Genomic DNA, 17,331 nt, shown 5'->3' on the forward strand with positions numbered 1-17,331 from the left:
TTCATAGGGACCACCCGCCACGGTACACCCGATGAACAGTCGCGGTCGCACACGCCACGAAGTCGACCGAGGCGCGATCCGATGAGCGACCGCCGGGACGAGCACGCGGACGAGATCCGCGCCCTCGACGACCGAACGGTCCGCGAGATCGCCGCCGGCGAGGTCGTCGAACGCCCCGCCTCCGTCGTGAAGGAACTCGTCGAGAACGCTCTGGACGCGGGCGCCGGGCGCGTCGCCGTCGCCGTGGAGAACGGCGGCATCGACGGCATCCGGGTCCGGGACGACGGCGCGGGGATGTCCCCCGACCAGCTCCCGAAGGCCGTCGCCAAGCACGCGACGAGCAAGCTCGGCGACATCGGCGACCTCGACTCGGGCGTCGCCACGCTTGGCTTCCGCGGCGAGGCGCTCCACACCGTCGGCGCAGTGGCGGAGCTGACGGTGCGCTCGCGCCCGCCGGAGGCCGACGCCGGTGCGGAACTGACCGTGGACCACGGCGACGACGGCGGCGTCGAGCCGGCGGGCTGTCCGGTCGGCACGACCGTCGAGGTGCGTGACCTGTTCGGCGAGACGCCCGCGCGCCGGAAGTTCCTCAAGACGCCCGCGACCGAGTTCGACCGGATCAACGCGGTCGTCTCGGCGTACGCGCTCGCCAACCCCGACGTGGCCGTCTCGCTGGAGCACGACGGCCGCGAGGTGTTCGCCTCGAACGGCGACGGGAACCTCCGCTCGGCCGTGCTCGCGGTGTACGGCCGGGAGGTCACGGAGTCGATGGTCGACGTCGACCGCGAGGGGGACGCCGGCGTCTCCGTCTCCGGACTCGTCTCCCACCCCGAGACGACCCGCGCGGGTCGGGAGTACCTCACGACGTTCGTGAACGACCGCTGGGTGCGCGACGGCGACCTCCGCGGTGCCGTCGTCGACGCCTACGGCGGCCAACTCGCCCCCGACCGCTACCCGTTCGCCGCCCTGTTCGTGGAGGTGCCGGCCGGCGCCGTCGACGTGAACGTCCACCCCCGGAAGACCGAGGTCCGCTTCGACGACGACGCCGGGGTCGTGGGGGCGGTCCGCTCGGCGGTCCGCGAGGCGCTGCTGGACCACGGGCTCGTCCGGAGCTCCGCCCCGCGAGGTCGTTCCGCGCCCGACGAGGCCGCGGTGGATCCCGAAGTCGTCGGCGGTGCGGGGACCGAGCACGAGCGGGCGGCCGCGGACGCAAGAGGCGACGTCGAAGCAGGTGACCACGCGACGCCCGACACGACCTCCTCGGTGCTCGACGCATGGGGCGGTTCGTCCGCGACGGGGCCGGAACGAACGGAGGACGATAATATTCCGGACGACCCGGTCGACGATGTCAGCTCCGGCGCTGATTCCCCGGCGGAGACCGATACGGTCGCCGAGTCTGCGACTAAATCCTCATCCGACGATCCCGCCGGAACTGAGGCGACCGACCGCCCCACCGACCACCCGGTCCGCCGGCCGGGCCAAGGCGCGTCGGGGGCCGACCGGCCGTCACCGCGCGGGTGGCAGAACCCGGACCCCGAAGACGACGACCGGGGGTGGAGCGCGCCCCGCCAGTCGACCCTCGGCGGGGGCACCACCGACGAGCGGTCGGAGCACGACTCCCTGCCGGCGATGCGCGTACTCGGCCAGTACGACGGGACGTACGTCGTCTGCGAGACTGACGAGGGGCTGGTGCTCGTCGACCAGCACGCCGCCGACGAGCGGGTGAACTACGAGCGCCTCCGGGCGGCCGCGCGGCGCGACGCGCCCGCACAGACGCTCTCACAGCCGGTGGAGCTAGAACTCACCGCCCGCGAGGCCGAACTGTTCGAGACGTTCCGCGACGCGCTCCGCGAGGTCGGCTTCGCGGCCGAGCGCGCGGGCGACCGGACCGTCGCCGTCACCGCCGTCCCGGCCGTGTTCGACGCGACGCTCGACCCGGACCTCCTGCGGGACGTGCTCGCGGCGTTCGCCGACGAGGTCGCCGCGGACGACCGGCCGGTCGCGGCGGTGGCCGACGCCCTGCTCGCGGACCTCGCGTGCTACCCCTCGGTCACGGGGAACACCTCGCTCACCGAGGGCTCCGTGGCGGACCTGCTCGCCGCGCTCGACGACTGCGAGAACCCGTACGCTTGCCCGCACGGCCGACCCGTGCTCGTGGAGTTCGGCCGCGGCGAGATCGAGGACCGGTTCGAACGGGACTACCCCGGCCACGCGGGTCGACGCGAGGAGTAACTTCGCGGTCGGACCTCGCGGGTGTCGTGCGGCACGGCCCGATGCGCAGTCACCACAGGTCGCGAACGCGGGCCGGACCGTCGACGTCGTCCAGCACCGCGGAGACGCCGGCCGGCACGTCCTCCCGCCAGGAGTCGTCGCCCGCGGCCATCCGTCGACGGATCTCCGTCCCGCTCACGGTCCGTTCGGCGCGGACCGTCCGCACCTCCCGTCCGTGCTCGCGCAGGCGGTCGGCCTTCACCTCGTGCCAGTCCTCCAGCACCCTGAGGAAGTGGACCGCGTCGGCGGGCGCGTAGTGCTCCCAGAGTTCGGGGCGGTTCACCGGGAACGGGAGCACGCGAACTGGAACGCCGAGGTCGGCGTCGGCGACGGCGGCGCTGATCATCCGGTCCCGCTCGTGGTACCGGAACGGGTTGTTCCGGGGTTCGCTGCGCTCCGGGTCGGCCGACTCGTCGCGGACGTGCGAGGGGTCGGCGTTCGTCACCCCGACGAACAGTTCGTCGCACTCGTCGGCCGCCCACCGGAGGTACGCGAGGTGGCCGCCGTGGAACGGCTGGAAGCGTCCGTGGACGTGCCCGACGATTTCCCGGCTCACGCGGAGTCACGCTCCCCGAGTCCCCCGTCCCACCGCGCTGCGCGCTCGACGTACCGGGAGGCCTCACACCCCGGTGCAGCAGAGAGCCGCGGGCCGCCCCTGACGACCGTCCCGAGTCGCGTCGGTCGTGAACCCGATACCTCGACGAGTCGGTCGGCAACCCGATCGAGGGCGCCGGACCGCGCGACGATCGCCAGCGGGCCGTTCGTCTCGACGGTGACGTCGGGCACGGTCCACGCGTCGGCGACCTCGTCGACGCCGGGGAGCAGCGGAAGCGCCTCGACCCGGAGGGACCGCCCGGCGTCGGCGACGACCCGCCCGATGCCCGCGACCCCCTCGCCTGACACGTCCGTGACGCGGGCGACGTGGCGGTCGGGGTCGAACGGCTCGCCCGAGTCAGGTCGAAAGGATGCCAGCGCCTCCGCGATCGGTCGCGTGTCGGTCCGCAGCCGTTCGAGTCCGCGCTCGCGGAACTCCCTGTCATCGGATGCTACGCCGTGAGCGAAGAGCGCCAGCCCTCCGAGCGGACGGGTGAGCAGGACCTCGACCCCGGGTTCGAGCGGGGGGCGAGCCGGCGCACGCTGTGCGACCGCGCGGACGCTCGCGCCGAACAGCCACCCCCCACCGTCGTGTTCGACGGTCGCCGGCCGAAGCGCCGTCGCGTCCACCGGAACCGAGTCGTCGGTCCACGTTGCGACGGTGTCGTCCGCGGGCAGTTCACCGCGCGGTGCGGCGACGAGCGGTCGGACCTCGCGGTCGGCGACGGCGCCGACGGCGTGGAGGTCGTTGCAGGCGTTCAGGATCGCGATCCGGAGCGACTCGGCGGGCGACAGTCCGGGGAAACCGTGGATAACGTCGACGCTCGCCGCCAGCACGCCGTCGCGCCGCGGCCCTCGCGGGCGGAGGTGTTCGAGCCAGAGCGCCCCGTCGTCGGCACCCGGAACCTGCACGGCGTGGCCCTTCCCGATCGTGACCGGCTGGCCGTCGAGGGCGGCGTACGCCTCGCCCACGGCCCCGGCGAACCGCTCGGAGTCCGCGAGTCGGTCGCCGGCGAACGCGGCGGCGAGGGTCCACGCTTCCCCGTCGTCCGTCGGCCCGGTCGGCGCTCGACCGTTCAGCGCCACGACCTCGGTGTCCGACTCGACGCGGTCGCATCGCGGGAGCAGGGCGGCGTCCCGGTCGGGGCCGAGCGACACCGACGTGTCCGCGAGTCGGGAGCGGATGCGCTCGCGGGCGGGGAGCACGACCCGGTCGAGCGGCGTCTTGCCCGCACAGCCGCACCGAACGGCGGCCTCGCGGTTCATTCCTCGGGCCATAGCGGTCGAACCTCCCGCGTCGGGTAGTCGGGAACTCGCGGCGACCGCCGGAGGCCGTCGAGCAGCACCCGATCCGCCGCCGACCGTGCGATCCGGAGGAAGTCGCGCCCGCGGACGCGCCCCAGTCCGCCCCCCGCGGCGGGGCGCTCGCCCGTCGCGGTCACGTCGTCGGTCCGGACCGACTCGGCCGCCACCGTCAGCGGCACGGGCTCGCCCGAGTGGACCACGTCCTCGGTGCTCGGGGTCGTGTGGTCCGCCGTGACGACCGTGACGAGCTTCGGGTCCGCGAGAGCGCGCTCGACGACCGGTTCCAGCGACGCGTCGATGGCTTCCAGTTCGTCGCGCTTGGCCGCGGGACCGGCCGCGTGGGACACCTCGTCCGGTTCGGGGTAATGGACGTGGACGAACTCGTTCGCCTCGACGGCCGCGAGCGCGGCGTCCGCGCGGGCGTCGTACCCCTCGGGCGGGTCCTCGTGGGTGATGCCGAGGGTTCGCGCGAGGCCGGTCAGCACCGGCTTCGGCGTGAGACTCGCCGCGTCGAGGCCGTGTCGTTCGCGGAAGGGTTCGGGTTTGGTCGGGGCGCCCGCCCACTTTGAGAGGACCACGTCCGCGGGCGATTTTTCGGTTCGGCCGAGGGGTTCGCCGGCGTCGGCGAGCACCTCGCGCGTTCGACGGGTGTACGTCCGGAGCGCCGACGCGGTTCGCTCGGCGGCGTCCGGGTCGGCGGCATCCGCGAGCGGTTCGGCCGCGAGGACGGGGAACCCCGTGGCGAACGGGTCCACGTCGGTCACGTCGGGCGAGAGCGTGTTCGGCGATTCGACGGTCACCAGCCCGCGGTTCTTCCAGGTGTACTCGAACGAGACGGTCGCCTCCGTCGTCTCGACGCGGGCGACGCCCTCGCGCTCGGCCAGCGCCGGGAAGTCGGCGGCGTCGCCCGGGAGGTGTCGGTCGACGATGGTGGGTCCGTCGAGTTCGGCGAAGGAGGCGGAGCAGACGACGCTTCCCGGCTTCGGGTCGCGGCCGAATCCTCTTGCCTCCAGCACCCCGCGACCAGGAACCTCGGCGAGGTCGTAGCCGAACAGGATGGTGTGCGCGCGGTCGCTCGACAGTGGCGTCCCCGGCGCCGAGACGTCCATCTGGCCGTTGATGCCCGCGGCGGTGAGGCGGTCGAGGTTCGGCGTGTCGGCCGCCTCCAGGGGAGTCCGGCCGTCCAGCGCCGGCGCGGTGCGGTCCGCGGCGCCGTCGAGCAACAGGAGGAGGATCCGTCGGTCCTTCCCGCGCATCTCAGTTCTCCTCCCGGCGGGTCCCGCTGGGTCTCACGCTCCGCATCTCACTCCAGCCCGAGGGTGCGCGCGATGGTTCGCTTCTGCACCTCGGTCGTGCCGGCCGGGATGCGCAGGTTCCGCGCAACCCGGAAGACGCGCTCGACGCCGCCGGCGCGCATCAGGCCGTAGCCGCCGAGCACCTGGATCGCCCGGTCGGACCAGTCGAACAGCCGGTCCTCGGGGTAGTACTTCAGCATCGAGAGCCGGCGCCTGGCCGCCTCGGGCTGGCGGAGGTCCGCGAGGTCGGCCATCCCCTCGTACTCCGCGAGCATCGTGGTCGCCATGTTGCGGACCGCGTGGATCTCGGTGGCCGTCTCGGCGATGGGCCACTGGATCGCCTGGTTGCTCCCGATGGGCTCGCCGAACGTCTCGCGCTCCTTCGCGTACGAGAGCATCCGGTCGAGCAGGTACCGGCCCATGCCGACGCACATGCCGGGGCGGCACGCCCGCCGCCAGTTCACCCAGGTCAGCGCGAGCGGGAGGCCGTCGCCGATCTCGCCGACGAGCTGGTCGTCGCCGACCCGGCAGTCCTCGAGGTGGACGTCGGCGGTGATGCCGTCCATCATGATGTTCTCGTTCATCCGCCCGACCTCGTATCCCGGGTTGTCGGTGTCAACGAGGAACATCGCCATCCCCTCGGTCCCGTCCGCCTGATCAGTCCTGGCGAGCACCTGCGCGGTGTCGGCGTACACCGCGTTCGTGATGTAGCGCTTGTGCCCGTCGATGACCCACTCGTCGCCGTCCCTCCTCGCCTCCGTCTCGATGGCCGTCACGTCGGAGCCCGCGTTCGGCTCCGTGATGCAGATGCACGCGGACTCGGTCCCGTCGACGAGCGGATCGAGCCACTCCGCCCGCTGGTCGTCGTCGAGGTGGGTGAGCATGGGCGAGGGACCTTCCGTCCACGCCATGACCGCCCGCGCGAGACTCGACCCGAACCCGGTGCCGTACCGGAAGACGGCCTCCTGCACGTAGAAGTGCTTGACCGGGGAGAGCCCGCCGCCGCCCACCTCCTCGGGCATGTGGAGCGCGTAGACGCCGGCCTCCCCCGCCCGCTCCTCGATCTCGTCGCGCAGGGCGCGCGCCTCGGGGGTCATCCGGCCCTCGTCGTCGAGGTAGTCGAGCGGGCCGCCGACGTGCTCTGCGTGCTCCTCCTCGAAGGGGAGCACCTCCTCCTCGATGAACGTCAGCACGCGGTCGACGACCGGTTCGACGTCCTCGGGGACCGCGAACTCGTCGGCGAGCGCGTCGTCCCTCGGGATGCTCGTCATTGTCTATCGTGACCCTTCGCCGGCCCATAAGCCCACCGTCGCCCCCCACGAGTCGCCGGAATTTTCACGAACCGTGCAATCGACGCCCGACTTTATGTCACCGGGAGAAGAGGGGCGACCATGTATTCGACCGTTCTGCTCCCCACCGACGGGAGCGAGGGCGCGGCGGTCGGGGTCGACGTCGGCCTCCGGCTGGCGGCCCGACACGACGCGACCGTCCACGCGCTCTTCGTGATCGACGAACGGTACGTCAGGCGGGAGTACGACCACGTCGTCGAGAAGGCGGAACGCGAGGCGGAGGCGGCGCTCGACGCCGTCGGTGACCGGGCGGACGAGATCGGCGTCCGGGTCGAAAAGCACGTCCGGTGGGGCGTTCCACACGAGGAGATCCTCGCGGCCATCGACGCGTACGGCGCGGACCTGGTGACGATGGGGACGCACGGACGGACGGGCATCGATCGGCTCGTCCACCTCGGAAGCGTCACCGAGCGCGTGGTACGGCTGGCCCCCGTCCAGGTCCTCACGGTCCCGCTCGGTCGTAGATCCTCGGACGACTGACCGACGACCGGGACTCCTCGACGTGGTTCAGCGCGGTCTCACTCCTCGACGTGGTTCAGCGCGGTCGTGTACGCCTCCCGAACGCGGGTGAAGTCGTCCCGGCTCCCGCCGCGGTCCGGGTGGGCCTCCTTCACCCGTTCGCGGTACGCCGACTCGACGGCGTCCTCCCCAGCACCCCGGGGAAGTCCCAGGGTCTCGAAGGCGGCCCGCACCGGGTCGGCGCCCGACCCGCGGCGACGGCGGACGTCGGGCACGTCGAACGGGAGGCGACGACCGAGCTGGTGGCCCGGCATCTCGTGTTCGCAGAGCACGACGTGGAGGTCGCTCTCCGCGTTCGTCAGCCGGAAGTACGCCTGCGCGTCGAAGGTGATGGCGACTCGACGCTCCGGGAGGTAGAACGCGACCTCCTGGCCGTCGACGACGTGCCGTTCCGCGAACGGTTCGTCGATGGCGCGGAGGAACGCCCGGATCTCGGCCCTGCGGCGGAGCGAGCCGTCGGACTCCCCGACCGTCTCCGCGGGCGGGTCGGGGAACCACCGGTTGGCCGCGAGGAAGACGGCCGCGACGAGGACGGACGCGCCAGCCCCCAGACCGACACCGAGCACGAGCCACGCCGGGAACCCGGCGAGCCACTCCTCGAACACACCTCCCGTTAGGGGGCGTCGAATTTGAACCCCTCGGCGCGCGCAAAACTGGAGCTACTGGAGCGGAGTTCGGAGAACGAAACGGGGACGTGATGCTCCGCGCCGCGTCGGGTTCCGGGCCGTCAGATCATCCCTTCCGCCTTCAGCCCCGTCATGACGTCGTCGACGAGGGTGTCGACGTCGTCGTAGGGGAACTCCTGGTGGGACCCGAGCTTCGCCGCCATCTCCATCGCGGTGAAGGAGGTGTCGCCGGCTTCGAAGCGGGTTCCCGGCCCGTTCGGGAGCGCAGGGACGAGGTCCATCTGGTTCGAGACCGGGTAGTCTGCGCCCTCGAACGCCTCGGTGAGCTGGGAACGGAGTTCGGCTTCGACGTCGTCGTCGGTCATGTCACGTACCCCGGCCGTTGCCCCAAAAAACGTTCCGGAACCCCCGAAAACGCCGGCGGGGTTTCCACTGGCGGCCGCGTCGGCCGGAACTCGTGGCTTTAACCCCGGCGACCCGACACGGGGGGACATGGGATTCGACTTCGACTTCGACCTCCTGCGGGAACTGACTGAGACGAGCGGCGTCCCGGGCTACGAGGATCGCGTCCGCGACGTCGTCCGACGCGAACTCGCCGAGCGAACCGACGAGGTGCGGACCGACGCGATGGGGAACGTCGTCGGCACGGTCCACGCCGACGGTGGCGACGACACGGACGGAGATGGGAACTACGAGGTGGCGGTCGCGGCTCATATGGACGAGATCGGTTTCATGGTGAAGCACGTCACCGACGACGGCTTCCTCAAACTCGACGCGCTCGGCGGGTGGGACGCCCGCGTCCTGCGGGCCCAGCGCGTCCGCGTCCACGCGGACGGGGGCGACGTCACGGGCGTCATCGGCTCCGTGCCGCCGCACACGCTCTCGGACGAGGAGAAGGGGACGGAGGAGAGCGTCGAGGACGCCGTCGTCGACCTCGGGATGGACGCCGAGGCCGTGGCGGAGGCCGTCTCGGTCGGCGACCTCGTCACGATGGAGCAGTCCACGGTCGAACTCGGGGACTGCGTCACAGGGAAGGCGCTCGACGACCGCGTCTGCGTGTTCGCGATGCTGGAGGCGGCCAGTCGCATCGAGGACCCGGACGTGACGGTGCACTTCTGTGCGACCGTCCAGGAGGAGGTCGGCCTGCGCGGCGCGACGGCGCTCGGCGTCGACGTGGACCCCGACCTCGCCGTCGCGCTGGACGTGACCGTCGCGAGCGACGTTCCCGGGGTGAAGGAGGACAAGCACGTGACGGAACTCGGCGAGGGGACCGCGATCAAACTGAAGGACTCCTCGGTCATCACGACGCCGAAGGTCCACCGCCGGCTCCGCGACGTAGCCGAGGCCGAGGGGATCGACCACCAGCTGGAGGTGCTCCCCTCGGGCGGCACCGACACGGCGGGCTTCCAGAACACGAACGGCGCGAAGCCCGTCGGCGCCATCTCCGTCCCGACGCGCTACCTCCACACCGTCACCGAGACGGCCCACGGCGACGACATCGCGGACACCGTCGACCTCCTGACGGCGTTCCTCGACTCGGAGACCGGCGAGCACGACTACTCGCTGTAGGAACTCCTCGACGTCTCCACGATCGGATTTCGGGATCGCCCCGTTCGACGGTAAACCTTCCTTCTGTAGGTCGGGGGTTCCTCCGCGGTCGCACTCCGACTCCCACCGCGAGCGTGGGCCGGAGGCCCGAGCGAGCGGCATTTTGTCGACGAGGGGTTTTGCGGGGGTTCGACGAGCGAGGTCGAAGGCCGAGCGAGGAGGACCCCCGTCAAAAGCGGTCGGTGGCGAACCGACGGATTCACCTTAGGGACGCGCCAATCCCGGTGCATGAGCGACCAGATGAGCCGCCGGAGCTTCGTCCGGGGGGTCGCGGGGGCGACGGCGCTTTCGGCCGGCGCCGGGGCCGCGGCCGCGCAGGAGGAAACTGGGACCGGTACCGGCACGAGCACCGGAACCGGAACTGGCGGCGGCACCGGAACCGGCGGCGAAGGAGGCGGTGGCGGCGGGACAGGAACCGGCGGTGGAGGCGGAACGGGGACCGGCGAAGGTGGTGGCGGAGGAGGCGGCGGCGGTGGCGGCAGCGCCTCCGTCACGGTCGGTCCCGGCGGCGACTTCGTGTACACGCCGGGAACGGACGAACCCCTCTTCATCACGCCCGGGACGACGGTGACGTTCACCTGGGAGTCGGACAACCACAACGTCGTCGTGGACAGCCAGCCCGATGGGGCGGGCTGGGAGGGTCACGAGCCGATCGAGAACACCGGCTTCTCGTTCGAGAGCACCTTCGACACGCTCGGTACCTACGAGTACCACTGTGACCCCCACGAGAGCCAGGGGATGGTCGGCACCATCGAGGTCGTCGAGCAGACGCCGACGGCGGCGCCCACCGCGGCCGGCCCGCCCCAGGTGCCCGACTCCGCGAAGAGCCTCGGCGTCGCCTCGTTCATCGCGATGTGCGCGACGCTCGGGCTGGCGTTCTTCTTCACGAAGTACGGCGGCGACTACGAACCCCCCGAGGAGTAACTCGGGTCGCGTTTCCCGAACTCCCCGGCCTTCTCGACCGTCCGCCTTCGACGCCGATCCGTCAGTCGAGCACCAGCCACGGCACGTCCACGAGCGTCGGGATGTGCGTCTCGACGTGGTGTTCCCACACGTCCTGCTCGCCGAACGCCTCGCCGTGGTCCGAGGTGACGACGACTCGCCCCTCGAGGTCCGCCGCGAGGTCCGATGTGGCCGCGAGGGCCAGCCTGAGGTTCTCCTCGTAGTACGTCTCGATGGTCCGACGGAGCCCGCGGGTTCCCAGGTCGAACACGCTCGCTGGGTCCAGCTCCACGAGCATCCCCAGCGCCATCGCCAGTTGGCTCCGTCCGAGACGGCGCTCGAAGCGCCGACGGAGGGCGCCGACGCCCGGCCAGTCCCGGTGGCCGTTTTCGCCGGCGCCCTCGGGTTCGAGAACCCCGCCGCGGATGCGCTCGAGCTTTCGGCCCCGTCCCCTGCGGAGGTACGGCGCGTGGGGCTGGAGGTAGTGGACGATCATCCGGTCGCTCCCGCGAGCCCCGTCGAGTCGTTCCCTGGCGGCGGCCGTCACCGCCTCCGGCACGACCGCGCCGAGGTCGTCGTCCCAGGCCTCCCGCCAGAGGTCGACCACCTCGGCGATGTGGTCGGCCGCGGCCCAGTCGTACTCGCACGAGGCGCCCCACTTCAGCTCGTTCAGCGGGATGCCGAGGCTGTTGATGAAGGGGTTCGCCGACAGGTACGTCAGGTCGACGTGGTCGGTGAACGTCTTGGCCGCCCACTCGGGCGTCGCCGACCCGCGACTCCGCCGCTTCTCCAGCGTCCCGTCCAGGTATTCGTCGTACAACTCCTCGAAGAAGTCGTACCGGCAGGCGTCCAACACGACGAGGTAGTCCCACTCCTCCTCGACGACGTTCTGGTCGGGGGGCGTGGTCGTCATCGTTTGGTGTTCACACACTTAGCTGTTATCCGTGTTGCTTCATTCGGCACCGCTGGCGGCCGTATCGGCCCCGAGCGCGCCCGTCACCGCCCCGCCGACGACGATGGGCAGCCAGTAGACCCCGGCGCGGTGGACGAGCACTGCTGCCGTCGCATCGGCCGCGGGGACCGCCGTCATCGTCGCCAGGAGCGCGACGAACGCCGCCTCGATGCTCCCGAACCCGCCCGGGAGCGGCGTGAACCCGGCCGCGTTCGCCACGGGGACGACGACGAGCAGCGTCGCCGGGTCGACGGTGTAGCCGACCGCGGACAGCGCCGCCCACAGCGCAGCGACGTGCGCGAGCCACCCCGCGAGGGAGAACGCGAGCGCGGCGGCCAGTCGGGACCGATCCCCGGCCACTCGCTCGACGTCGGCGAGGAACCCGTCGAGGCGCTCGCGAACCTGATCGGGGTCCAGCGTCGGTACCGGCGGGACGACGCGCCCGAGGGCCGTCACGAACCGGGCGATGATCCGGGTGACGGATCTGACCATGGCCCCTCGAAACCGCCAGGCTAGTAGGGAGAGCACCGCGAGTGCGACGATCGCCACGAACAGTACGTCGTTCCCGATCGCATCGGCCCTCACCGAGATGCTCACCCCGTAGTACCCGACGCCGACGGCGACGAGCGTGAGGGAGGTGACGACGTTAAGCGCGTCGACGCTCGCGACGGCCGCGAGGGACGTCTCGTAGCGGACTCTCGCGGTCCGGCTGACGACGAGCGCGGTGACGGGTTCGCCGCCGGCCTGCCCCAGCGGCGTGACGTTGTTCGAGAACGCGGCCGCCGCGTACAGCAGCGCGCCCGCCCGACGGGTCACGGCGACGCCGAGCGTGCCGAGGACGGTCCGGAGCGTCTGCCCCCAGATCGCTATCTGTGCGAGCGCGAACCCCGCGACCGCGGCGAGCCACCACGGATCCGCCCGGACCAGCGCCTCGCCGACTCGGCCGACGCCGACGAGCAGGATGAGTCCGCCGACCAGGATGAGCGAGGCGACGAAGCCGGCCGCCAAGACGAGCGGTCGTTTCACTCGCCGGTCCACCCCGGTTCTCGGCGCTCGGCGTCACCGGAATCGACGTCGCGGACGCGAGCGTCACGGTCGGTCGCCACCGGGATCTGTTGGACCGCCGCCGGCAAGAAGGCTCGCCAGGCGTGCTCAGAACAGCCCCTGGTCCGCGACGACCGCTTCGTAGTGGGTCTCGTACTCGTCGAGGATCGCGTCGTGGTCGAACCCCGCGAACCCCTCGTTCACCGCCATCGTCTCGAGTTCGCCGCTCGCGACGATCTCGTCGGCGAGTTCCTGGGGACTGGTGACGAGTCGGCCGCGGTCGAGCCCCTCCACGAGTTCGTGGGCGCTCGACCCGGCCTGGTACTCGACGATCCCGACGCAGCCGCAGGCGAGCCCCCACAGCAGGTTCGTCGCGAAGGGCTCGTACGTCGCGGTCTGTGCGAACGCGTGGGCTCCCTTCATAAGCGGGACGAACTCCTCGGGCGACAGGTCCCCGAGGAACGTCACGCGGTCGTCGATCCGGAGGTCACGCGCCGTCCGCTCGGCGTCGCCGCGCGCGGGGCCGTCGCCGACGACCGCGGCCGTCCAGTCCCGGTCCCGTAGCTCCGCGAGGCCGAGGAGGAACGTCCCGACGTTCGCGTCGCCGTCGAGGTGGCGGGCGTACACGACGTCGACGCCGTCGTCGACGGGCGCCTCGCGGACGAGGTCGAAGTCGATGCCGTTGGGGACCACGGTCACGTCCTCGGCGGCCGCGCCGAATTCGCGGACCGCCGTCCGAACGGTCTCGGAGGGGGTGAACACCGCGTCGGGCTTGCTCGCCGCCTTGCGGTACTGCTTCCGCGAACCGATCTCGGGGTCGCGCTCCCACCAGTCGACGACGACGGGCGTCCGGAGGAGGCGACCGGCCGTCTTCGCCGTCGCGACGTGGGCCGGCGGGACGTTCACCGCGTGGACGACCTCCGGGTCGGCCTTCCTGAGCGCGAACGGGAGCTTCGAGCGGAACGTCCCGGCCGCGGGCGCCTCCGTGAGCGCGCGGTAGTCGACCCCCTCGTGCTCGAACCGGTCGATCTCGCCCTCCCACCACTTCGCGCCGAGCCAGATCACCACGTGTCCGCGGGCGGCGAGGCCCTCGGCGACGCGACGCGCTCGCCGGAACGCCGGGGTGTCCCGGTGGTCCGGCGTGAACATCGAGACGAACGCGACGCGCATCGTTAGCCGTCGCTTGCCTCGGGGCGATAAAAATCCGTGTGGTCCGATTATGCCGGGCGAGAACGCCCCGGTTCGTCGCTACCGTCCACGACGGGACGACCGTGAAAGCCCCCGACCGTTCCGCTCCCGCGGACCGCGCTGCGCGCGCTCCCTCCGGTCGCTCGCGTGCTTACTACGGGAGACGGTCCTGCTCGCTCGGCTTCGCCTCGCTGTGCGGGCTGCGACTCCCGAGGCTCGCCTCGCAGGCTCGGCTCACCGAGTCCGGGGTTCTCGGAACGGTCGGCCCCTTTCAGTCCCACCCGGAGTTGCTCTCGCCGGGCGCGAAAACCCGACTACCGCTGTGCTCGCCGTCGGTAGTCGGGCGAACGGTCTCCCGTGGCCAGTTGGTGAGGCATCGCGCTCCCGGACACGGTGTTTCCCACCCGAACGCTTTCCCCCGGTCCGGCGGTAGTGGACCCCACAAATGAGCGACTCCCCCGACGCCCCCCTCGCCCCGGACGAGGGGTACGACATCGAGCGCTACCTGAACATCAGGAGCGCCCACGGCGCCGACTTCGCGCCCGACGACACCCTCGCGTTCCTCATGGACACCACGGGCACGCCGCAGGTGTGGACGCTCGAGGAGCCGGGCACCTGGCCCGTCCAGCACACCTTCTTCGAGGAGCGCGTGACGTTCGTGGACTGGTCGCCCGAGCGCCGCGAACTCGTCTTCGGCATGGACGAGGGCGGCAACGAGCGCGCGCAGCTCTACCGGCTCACCCCCGACACCGGACGCATCCGGAACCTCACTCGGCGACCCGCGGCGAAGCACCGCTGGGGCGGCTGGCGCTCAGACGGCGAGCGGTTCGCGTTCGCCTCGAACCGCCGGGACAACGCCGTCTTCGACGTGTACGTGCAGGACCGCGACGCGACGGGCGGGGACGCGGAGCTGATCCACGAGGGCGACGGCTGGCTCTCCGTGGCCGGCTGGGGGCCGGACGACCGGCGACTGCTCGTCCACGAGGCCCACTCGAGCTTCGACCACGACCTCCACTCGCTCGACGTCGAGACGGGCGAGTTCATCCACCTCACGCCCCACGAGGGGAACGCCCGGTTTCAGAGCCCGGAGTGGGGGCCGGACGGCGACTCGGTGTACCTCTGTACCGACCGCGACACCGACACCCTCCGACTGGAACGCCTCGGGCTCGACACGGGCGAATTGACGGTACTGGTCGACGGCGACGGCTGGAACGTCGACGGCGTCGCGCTCGACGAGGACTCCCGGCGGCTCGTCTACTCCCGGAACGTGGACGGGTACACGGAGCTCACGGCCGGCGAACTGGTCGGCCCGGACGACCTCGAACCGTTCCCCGACCCCGACCTCCCGCACGGCACCGCCGGCGGCGTCTCCTTCACCGAGGAGGCCGACCGATACGCGCTGACCGTCTCCGGGAGCACCGTCAACGCGAACGTCTACGTCGCGGACGCGACCGACGGCGGGGCCGAGCGGTGGACGTACGCGGCGACGGCCGGCATCCCGGCGGACACGTTCGTCGAACCCGAACTCGTCCACTACCCCACCTTCGACGGCCGCGACATCCCGGCGTTCTTCACCACCCCCACCTCGGCGGCGCCCCGTGCCACCTCGGGCACCCACCTCGACGGCGACGAGGATGCCGCCTCGGGCACCGACGAATCGCACGAGGGCGACACGCCGGTCGTCGTCGACATCCACGGGGGCCCCGAGAGCCAGCGCCGGCCGTCGTTCAACGGCGTGAAGCAGTACCTCCTCTCGCAGGGCTACGCGGTGTTCGAGCCGAACGTCCGCGGCTCCTCGGGCTACGGGAAGGCGTACACCCACCTCGACGACGTGGAAAACCGGATGGACTCGGTGGAGGACGTCAGGGCGGGCGTCGAGTGGCTCCACGACTACCCGGCGGTCGACCCCGACCGGATCGCCGTCATGGGCGGCTCCTACGGCGGCTTCATGACGCTCGCGGCGCTCACGGAGTTCCCCGACCTCTGGGCGGCCGGCGTCGACATCGTCGGCATCGCGAACTTCGTCACGTTCCTGGAGAACACCGGCGACTGGCGCCGCGAACTGCGCGAGGCGGAGTACGGAAGCCTCGAGGAGGATCGCGAGTTCCTCGAGTCCGTCTCGCCGATCAACAACATCGAGCGCATCGCGGCGCCCCTGTTCGTCCTCCACGGCGCGAACGACCCCCGCGTCCCGGTCGACGAGGCGGAGCAGATCGTCGAGAAGGCCCGCCAACAGGGCGTTCCCGTGCGGAAGCTGATCTTCGACGACGAGGGACACGGCTTCGCGAAACTGGAGAACCGGATCGAGGCGTACAGAGCGGTCGTGGAGTTCCTTGACGAACACGTCTGAACCTGGCCAGTTTGTTCTCCTCGAGCCGGTGGGAATTCAGCCCCGCTCGCGACGAATGAATTATTGCGGGTCGGTCTCACGTCCTTCGTGAGATGCCGAACTCCCTCGTTGGCGCGCGGGTCCTCGTCGCGGTGCCGGACACCGACGAGCCACCGAACTCGGCCGACGTGACCGATCTCGCGGACGAACTCGGTATCGAGGTGATCACCAAGCGCGGCGCGATGGCGATCGAGTACCTGCGCGAACTCGGACCGACCGTCGAGTGCGTGATCTGCGTCGGCGACTGCGCCTCGTGGGTCGGCGACATCGCGGACGCGGCGCCCTCCGTTCCGGTCGTCGTGTACGCCGCCGACGCACCGACCGCCCCCGTGGACGGCATCGTCGCACGGGACGGCGGGACTGGGGTGCTCGCCGCCTGCGTGACCGACGAGATCCGCAGGGGCCGCGAGCGCGACCGACTCGACGAGGCGAACGCCAAACTCAACGCGCTCAACACCTACACCCGCGGGATAACCGCCTGCGAGACGCCGGAAGACGTCACCGACAAGGTGGTCAGCGCGGTGACGGACGCGCTCGCGTACGACCGCTGCGTCCTCGGACTCCGCGAGGGAGACGAGATCGTCCCGTACGGCAACACGCTCCGGGAGGAGGGGAGCGTGCGGTTCCGGACGGACGAGGGCATCGCCGGGCTGACGCTGCAGTCCGGCGAGACGCAGATAGTCGGCGATTACCAGTCCCACTCGAAGCGACAGCGGGCCACCGACCAGGTCAGGTCCGTGCTGAGCGTCCCGGTCGGGGACCACGGCGTGCTACAGGTCACCGCCGACGAGCACGACGCGTTCGACGAGCGGGACGCCGAGTTCCTGGAGATCGTCGGCTCGCACGCCCGCGAGGCGCTCTCCCGGCTCCGCCGCGAGACCGACCTCCGCGTCGAGCGCGACCGACTGCACGCGTTCTTCGAGGGCCTCCCCGCGCCGACGGTGTACGTCGAGGCCGACGAGACCGAGTCCATCGTGCTCCGCGACGCCAACGCCGCCTACGAGGGCGCGTTCCCCGGCGCGCCGGTCGGCGCGCCCGTCGACGAGGCGTTCCCGACGGCCGAGGAGCGGGCGCTCGTCCGCGAGTCGATCCGCGCCGACGGGAGCGTCACGAAGCTGATCCAACGGGACACCGCCGCGACGCCGGACTGCGAACTGTACGTGACGCTCGTCCCCGTGCAGACCGCTGGCCTCGATGCGGCCGGGTTCGTCGTCTACGTCACGGACGTCTCCCTCCCGTAGTCGGTTCT

General features: G+C 71.4%; 15 protein-coding genes. 6 read left to right on the forward strand and 9 right to left on the reverse strand.

Annotation, left to right across the window (positions count from 1 at the left end):
- Nucleotides 1-81: 81 nt before the first annotated feature.
- On the forward strand, nucleotides 82-2,232 hold the full coding sequence (gene mutL, locus HUG10_RS00005; protein WP_179167598.1) for a DNA mismatch repair endonuclease MutL: 2,151 nt from the start codon (nucleotides 82-84) through the stop codon (nucleotides 2,230-2,232).
- A gap of 49 nt (nucleotides 2,233-2,281) precedes the next feature.
- On the opposite strand, the gene HUG10_RS00010 is transcribed toward mutL, so the two are convergent.
- From HUG10_RS00010 to HUG10_RS00025, 4 genes are read right to left on the reverse strand one after another with little or no spacing between them, the layout of a single operon-like run.
- On the reverse strand, nucleotides 2,282-2,827 hold the full coding sequence (locus HUG10_RS00010; protein ID WP_179167599.1) for an adenylyltransferase/cytidyltransferase family protein: 546 nt from the start codon (nucleotides 2,825-2,827) through the stop codon (nucleotides 2,282-2,284).
- The gene (locus tag HUG10_RS00015) at nucleotides 2,824-4,143 is read right to left on the reverse strand and encodes a hypothetical protein (protein WP_179167600.1); all 1,320 of its coding nucleotides are present in this window, start codon (nucleotides 4,141-4,143) and stop codon (nucleotides 2,824-2,826) included. Before HUG10_RS00015 ends, HUG10_RS00010 begins: the two co-directional genes overlap by 4 nt.
- Entirely contained in the window at nucleotides 4,128-5,426 is a 1,299-nt protein-coding gene (locus tag HUG10_RS00020) for an alkaline phosphatase family protein (RefSeq protein WP_179167601.1), read from the reverse strand. Before HUG10_RS00020 ends, HUG10_RS00015 begins: the two co-directional genes overlap by 16 nt.
- 47 nt (nucleotides 5,427-5,473) lie before the next feature.
- Nucleotides 5,474-6,736 carry an acyl-CoA dehydrogenase family protein gene (locus HUG10_RS00025; RefSeq protein ID WP_179167602.1) on the reverse strand — a complete coding sequence of 421 codons (1,263 nt, stop codon included), beginning with the start codon at nucleotides 6,734-6,736 and terminating at the stop codon, nucleotides 5,474-5,476.
- Between the two features lie 120 nt (nucleotides 6,737-6,856).
- Here HUG10_RS00025 and HUG10_RS00030 point away from each other — a divergent pair, with 120 nt between their 5' ends.
- Nucleotides 6,857-7,294, forward strand: a complete 438-nt coding sequence (locus HUG10_RS00030; RefSeq protein WP_179167603.1) for a universal stress protein — start codon at nucleotides 6,857-6,859, stop codon at nucleotides 7,292-7,294.
- Nucleotides 7,295-7,332: 38 nt separating this feature from the next.
- Here HUG10_RS00030 and HUG10_RS00035 read toward each other — a convergent pair whose 3' ends face one another.
- The gene (locus HUG10_RS00035) at nucleotides 7,333-7,938 is read right to left on the reverse strand and encodes a J domain-containing protein (protein WP_179167604.1); all 606 of its coding nucleotides are present in this window, start codon (nucleotides 7,936-7,938) and stop codon (nucleotides 7,333-7,335) included.
- 122 nt (nucleotides 7,939-8,060) lie between these two features.
- Nucleotides 8,061-8,324 carry an MTH865 family protein gene (locus HUG10_RS00040; RefSeq protein WP_179167605.1) on the reverse strand — a complete coding sequence of 88 codons (264 nt, stop codon included), beginning with the start codon at nucleotides 8,322-8,324 and terminating at the stop codon, nucleotides 8,061-8,063.
- 127 nt (nucleotides 8,325-8,451) lie between these two features.
- On the opposite strand from HUG10_RS00040, the gene HUG10_RS00045 reads away from it, so the two are divergent.
- Together HUG10_RS00045 and HUG10_RS00050 are read left to right on the forward strand one after the other, a co-directional pair.
- Complete coding sequence (locus tag HUG10_RS00045; RefSeq protein WP_179167606.1) at nucleotides 8,452-9,528, forward strand: M42 family metallopeptidase; 1,077 nt, start codon at nucleotides 8,452-8,454, stop codon at nucleotides 9,526-9,528.
- 267 nt (nucleotides 9,529-9,795) lie between these two features.
- On the forward strand, nucleotides 9,796-10,491 hold the full coding sequence (locus tag HUG10_RS00050) for a plastocyanin/azurin family copper-binding protein (protein ID WP_246310189.1): 696 nt from the start codon (nucleotides 9,796-9,798) through the stop codon (nucleotides 10,489-10,491).
- Nucleotides 10,492-10,552: 61 nt separating this feature from the next.
- Here the strand turns inward: HUG10_RS00050 and HUG10_RS00055 are convergent, their stop codons facing one another.
- From HUG10_RS00055 to HUG10_RS00065, 3 genes are all read right to left on the reverse strand, one after another.
- Complete coding sequence (locus HUG10_RS00055) at nucleotides 10,553-11,422, reverse strand: hypothetical protein (protein ID WP_179167607.1); 870 nt, start codon at nucleotides 11,420-11,422, stop codon at nucleotides 10,553-10,555.
- Nucleotides 11,423-11,461: 39 nt separating this feature from the next.
- Nucleotides 11,462-12,487, reverse strand: coding sequence for a lysylphosphatidylglycerol synthase transmembrane domain-containing protein (locus HUG10_RS00060; protein ID WP_179167608.1), 1,026 nt, complete (start codon nucleotides 12,485-12,487; stop codon nucleotides 11,462-11,464).
- Nucleotides 12,488-12,613: 126 nt separating this feature from the next.
- A complete protein-coding gene (locus tag HUG10_RS00065; protein ID WP_179167609.1) occupies nucleotides 12,614-13,675 on the reverse strand; it encodes a glycosyltransferase in 1,062 nt (353 codons plus the stop codon).
- Nucleotides 13,676-14,138: 463 nt separating this feature from the next.
- Here HUG10_RS00065 and HUG10_RS00070 point away from each other — a divergent pair, with 463 nt between their 5' ends.
- The gene (locus HUG10_RS00070; protein WP_179167610.1) at nucleotides 14,139-16,043 is read left to right on the forward strand and encodes a S9 family peptidase; all 1,905 of its coding nucleotides are present in this window, start codon (nucleotides 14,139-14,141) and stop codon (nucleotides 16,041-16,043) included.
- 92 nt (nucleotides 16,044-16,135) lie between these two features.
- Nucleotides 16,136-17,323: a GAF domain-containing protein gene (locus tag HUG10_RS00075; protein WP_179167611.1), complete on the forward strand. Its 1,188-nt coding sequence runs from the start codon at nucleotides 16,136-16,138 to the stop codon at nucleotides 17,321-17,323.
- Nucleotides 17,324-17,331 lie beyond the last annotated feature (8 nt).

It is taken from the genome of Halorarum halophilum (genome assembly GCF_013401515.1).
Lineage (GTDB): Archaea > Halobacteriota > Halobacteria > Halobacteriales > Haloferacaceae > Halorarum > Halorarum halophilum.